General features: G+C 38.5%; 5 protein-coding genes. 4 read left to right on the top strand and 1 reads right to left on the bottom strand.

Annotated elements, in window-relative coordinates; translation table 11 throughout:
• Positions 1-628: 628 nt before the first annotated feature.
• The 4 genes from AB4589_RS18970 (at position 629) to AB4589_RS18985 (ending at position 2932) form a co-directional block, all read left to right on the top strand.
• Positions 629-931, top strand: coding sequence for a hypothetical protein (locus AB4589_RS18970; RefSeq protein WP_135383141.1), 303 nt, complete (start codon positions 629-631; stop codon positions 929-931).
• Between the two features lie 213 nt (positions 932-1144).
• On the top strand, positions 1145-1666 hold the full coding sequence (locus tag AB4589_RS18975; RefSeq protein ID WP_135383140.1) for a hypothetical protein: 522 nt from the start codon (positions 1145-1147) through the stop codon (positions 1664-1666).
• Positions 1666-2112, top strand: a complete 447-nt coding sequence (locus tag AB4589_RS18980) for a hypothetical protein (RefSeq protein ID WP_135383139.1) — start codon at positions 1666-1668, stop codon at positions 2110-2112. The genes AB4589_RS18975 and AB4589_RS18980 overlap by 1 nt, the downstream gene beginning before the upstream one ends.
• 130 nt (positions 2113-2242) lie before the next feature.
• Entirely contained in the window at positions 2243-2932 is a 690-nt protein-coding gene (locus AB4589_RS18985) for a hypothetical protein (RefSeq protein ID WP_135383138.1), read from the top strand.
• A 605-nt stretch (positions 2933-3537) separates the two neighbouring features.
• Here the strand turns inward: AB4589_RS18985 and hxpB are convergent.
• Positions 3538-4197 (bottom strand): hexitol phosphatase HxpB, encoded by a 660-nt coding sequence (hxpB, locus tag AB4589_RS18990; RefSeq protein ID WP_121602064.1) that lies wholly within the window; start codon positions 4195-4197, stop codon positions 3538-3540.
• Positions 4198-4345: the final 148 nt, after the last annotated feature.

Raw genomic sequence — 4345 nt, forward strand, 5'->3', positions numbered from 1 at the left:
CCCGAACCAAAGGCAATAATAGGGGAGTTCAACATTTTGCCAGAATTAACGGATGAGCAGATAAGTGATATTAGAGCTGAGTTGGATTTTTTGAGTTGGTAGTTATTTTGAATCACTATAAAGCCACTTTTTGGGAGTGGCGCCTTAGTGCCACTACTCTAAAACGTTTATGCCCCAAAGTGAGCCAGAGAGCGATTGGACTCAGTTTCAAACCCTGCAACTTGCCTTATTTTTCCTCATGCCTAAAGTTCCAACAATGTAGCTAATTGTTTTAATCCACAACAGACTAACCTTCAATCACACTTACGCACGATTATATTGTTCAACTATTTCTAATCTATTGAATAATTGAGAACTAAAAGGAAGTTTTTGATTGATAACGTGCCTTGAATCGGAAGCAATATGTGCTTGCACGGTTTTCAACTAAAATTTGATTAAAATGAATTATATGCATGATTTTCAGTTGGTTAGAGAGGGTGCTTGAGATATGCTGAATACATCAATTCGTGCTGGCACGATATTAAAATGTTATGCCTTTTTACGCAGTGCTATCAGTTGAATTATGGAAAACAGTACCCATATATAAAGTGTGTCAATAATGGCACTGTCTTAATTTAAGGGTAAATTTATGAGTACAACACTGCCTGCAGAAGGTTGGGGCAACAAAAAGGGCACCAGCAACCGAGAGTGTAAATGTGGGACTTGGAAAGCACATTGGTTAAATGGTTCAGGTAAAACATGGCCAAACAAGTGCTCTGTGAAAGGATGTTCAAGCTCTCCAACATTGGGCGCTCACATTTTTAATCCGGATGTAACTGGAGAAAGAATAGCTCCTTTTTGTGATGCATGTAACAAGCAAACAGACAAGTTTGATTTGAATGACGGTGTTACTTTAGTTAGGGCTAACAAGCAGAAAACTTGTGAGGCATAACTAGCCACTTAATGAGGGCTGTCAGTTTTATGGCAGCTCTGGTTTTAATTTATTTCCTGATAATTTTTTGGGCAAGGATATGCCTCCATATCCTAAAGCTTCATGAGTCTAGAGATCAGGTTTGAGTGCGTGGTAGTGCATAACAAGGCCATCAAGTGTGACGCATTACACTCGGCATTTTTGGTTTAAAGTTCAGTTGGCTTGGTGAGTTCGGTGGGGCGCACCTTATGGCTGGCGTTATGTTTTTTTGAGGTAAATATGAATTTCAACAATTGTTTTCATGAAATTTGTCATTTGTGGGTCATGATCTATCGATTAGGGTTCAACTATGGAAGAGCGTACTTAGTATACGATATAAAAGATGAAGGAATGCTCTCTATTGAGGGGTACAAGTTAAACTACAACAATTACGATGATTTAGTTAAAAGCGCTGAGTTTATAGTGGCAGGCGTTGCTGGTGATAAGATTAATGGAGTGCTTACCTCCAAGGATGATATTTTCAATTCATTTTCTACTCATTATTCCTATGAACAAGACTACAAATGGTTCAAGAAACTGCATAAAACAGCAGTCAGTAATCACTCTCTTAAAGAGTCAGAAGTTGATTGGTTCTCTAAATATTTCTTATTAATTGAGAATTATTTAGACAATCAATCTATCGATGTTCTGAAGCATGCTGCTACTAAGTTACTCGAGAATGGAGAATATGTTTTAACTAATCAGTTGGCGAGTTAATGGCAAAGAAAGTACAAAAGTCACAAAATCAGATACAAGCTCTTAATTTACGGCGTAACAGAGGGTTAGCTGAAGCTCAAAGTAATAATCCCGGCTTTGACTGCCAAGGTATTGTTGGTCAGTTTGTCGGTTATTATTTGCGGTGTGAGGTCTTTGCAACAAAGCTTCAGAATTTCTATCAGACAGATAAAGAGTACAAACAAACCAAGTTAAATACTAAAGCTCTTACCGAAGCTTTAATTCATTTTAATATACATTTCGACAACGACGTGTTGCTCAAGCTATTTCAAGGTGGTGAAGGTAAGAGAGGAACGAAGAGTGCACGGCAACTAAGAAATGGGTACTTGCATCAACTTTCTAATTCAGACCGTAAAGAGATTGAAGTCAATGGTCAATGGCTTGTAAGCGAAATGAAGAAGGTACTCACTCTCAGGATCAAAACATAACAAAGCCATCAATGTGATGCTTTTTACTCGGTGGTTTTGGTATGGAGTATAGTGCACTTTGTTGGTTCAAAGAGGCATACATTATGGTAGGCGTTAAACCTTAGGTAGTTAATCAGCGTTTGGAGTTTAAATGGCTGAAGTTAATATAATTTATAGTGCAATTGCCTCGGCTTTAGCTGGCGGTAGCGCATCTTTCATAGTAATAAAATATCTTTCAAAGAAAACCATTGAGCATCAGCTAAGCAAAAAAATTGAATCGTACAAAAATGAGCTCACGGCTAAAACTGAAAAGTTGAAAACCTCGCTATCGATTCTCTCTCATGAGCAAAATATCAAAGCTTCTAGAATAGATCTGCAAAAAGCAGAAGCAATTGGCAAGGTGTATGAAAGTTTTTCTCAATTAGTGCTAAGTATTCATAGTTTTGCCAACGACAATCCTATTCCCGTGTCGTGTGAAGAAGAGTACTACGGGCATGATAGCCAAAGCGCTCGTGAATACAGTTTTTATACTGAAAGGGCAGAGAAGGCAAAGGAGTGCGCTCTAGAGCTCTATCGCACCTTGGTTACAAACGCTATCTATCTGCAACCACAAGTGTATTTAGAAATACTTGGTGTTCAACGGGAGTTATTAAGGCTCACCGAAGAGTACTTGGGGCCAATTCAGGTGGAGCAAACTAGCAGAGATGATGTTGAGGAAATAGTTGAAGAGTTGCTAAAAACAAGGGCTGATTTGGCTCAGTTTTATAACGAGGGGCTTGTTAAGTTTGTAGATGAGCTTGTGGTTAAGTTTAGAGTGGAGCTTGGAACAGGAGCGGTATAACAAATGACTATAGTATCAAGATACTTTTTCTAACCTGAACGAAACGGTTTAGGGATACACAGCTAAATCGTTTCTGTCCAAAACCTTCACAGACTGAATTCCTACCCGTGTGTGGTTTAACAAACTCATCCTACCTGCACTTGCCCCTAAAATGCTGCCCTATTCCCTTGAGATCGAGAGTACCCAAAACTTCGAAATCTATCGCCGTAGTACTTGGTCTCAGCTTAGCTAAATAGCTGACTCGTTTCTGCCCCGAATCATTGTAACGCATTTTCAAACGAGTAAAGTTTGCATTAGATGAGCTAATACAACTAATGTCCAAACAAGAGGTAAGGCGTAACCTCCTCCCAGTAGTAGGGAGGAAGTTTGCTCTATGAGTTATTTTGTTGGTAGCGAACTACTCATCATCGTCTTCATCAAAGTCGATGCCATAAGGGAACAACACTACCTCATCTTCAGGTATTACTGGCTCACATTCCGCAAGCTCATCTGGATCAACAAAAGCCGTAGCCATAACTGGGTAGAACTACATTCTCTGATTAATTGCAACAACCCCGTTTAATTAGAGTATGGGTGTAATATTAATGTGACTTTACTATCAAAATCTAGACCAACAGTGTTTTCAAATGTTTCTCGTCAAACTCAGTAAGACTGCGTAACTTTAAGTCGGAAGTATCAAATTTACCTTGATCGTATAATTCAGCATGGGGTACAACGATAGTTTTTAACTTAGCATTTTTTGCAGCAATTAGCCCTGAAAAGGAGTCTTCAAATGCAATACATTTTTTTGCATCTATATCCAATTTCCGAAGAGTTACTAAATATACATCAGGGGCTGGCTTTCCTTTGAGAACATCATCAGCAGAAGATATAGCGTCAAAATAGTGATGAATACCTAATTTTTTTAAAATTACAGGTACTAGCCGATAAGGTGAATTGGTTGATAGACCTATTTTAAAACCTTTTTCTTTTAAAAAATTAAGCAGGCTGGTGACTCCTGCTAATTCTGCACCACGTTCTAGTATCAATGCTTCAACTTTATCAACTACCGCATATTCAACTTCATCTAAGCTTTTTTCTGTCCAAGGGTATAGTGAAAACCAAAATTCAGTTACCTCACGAGTTGTCATCGTTGCCGTCTTATTTGTTAATTGCTCCGATACTTGGACGCCAACAGACGAAAAAACCTCTTTTTCTGCTTCTTTCCAAAAGGGTTCCGAGTCAATCAGTAACCCATCCATATCGAAGATTGCGGCATAGCCCATAAGAATACTCCATTCTAGATTTTTTAATATTAATTTACTGATCTACACCAGATAGACCGGACACTGTGTTAAACGACATATTGTTTTTCAAAGTTTACTGGATTAGATACCTAAGAGCACTGTGTCTTCTCGTTCGATTATAATCAAC

Source organism: Vibrio sp. 10N.222.49.A3 (assembly GCF_041475145.1).
Classification (GTDB): Bacteria; Pseudomonadota; Gammaproteobacteria; order Enterobacterales; family Vibrionaceae; genus Vibrio; species Vibrio tasmaniensis_A.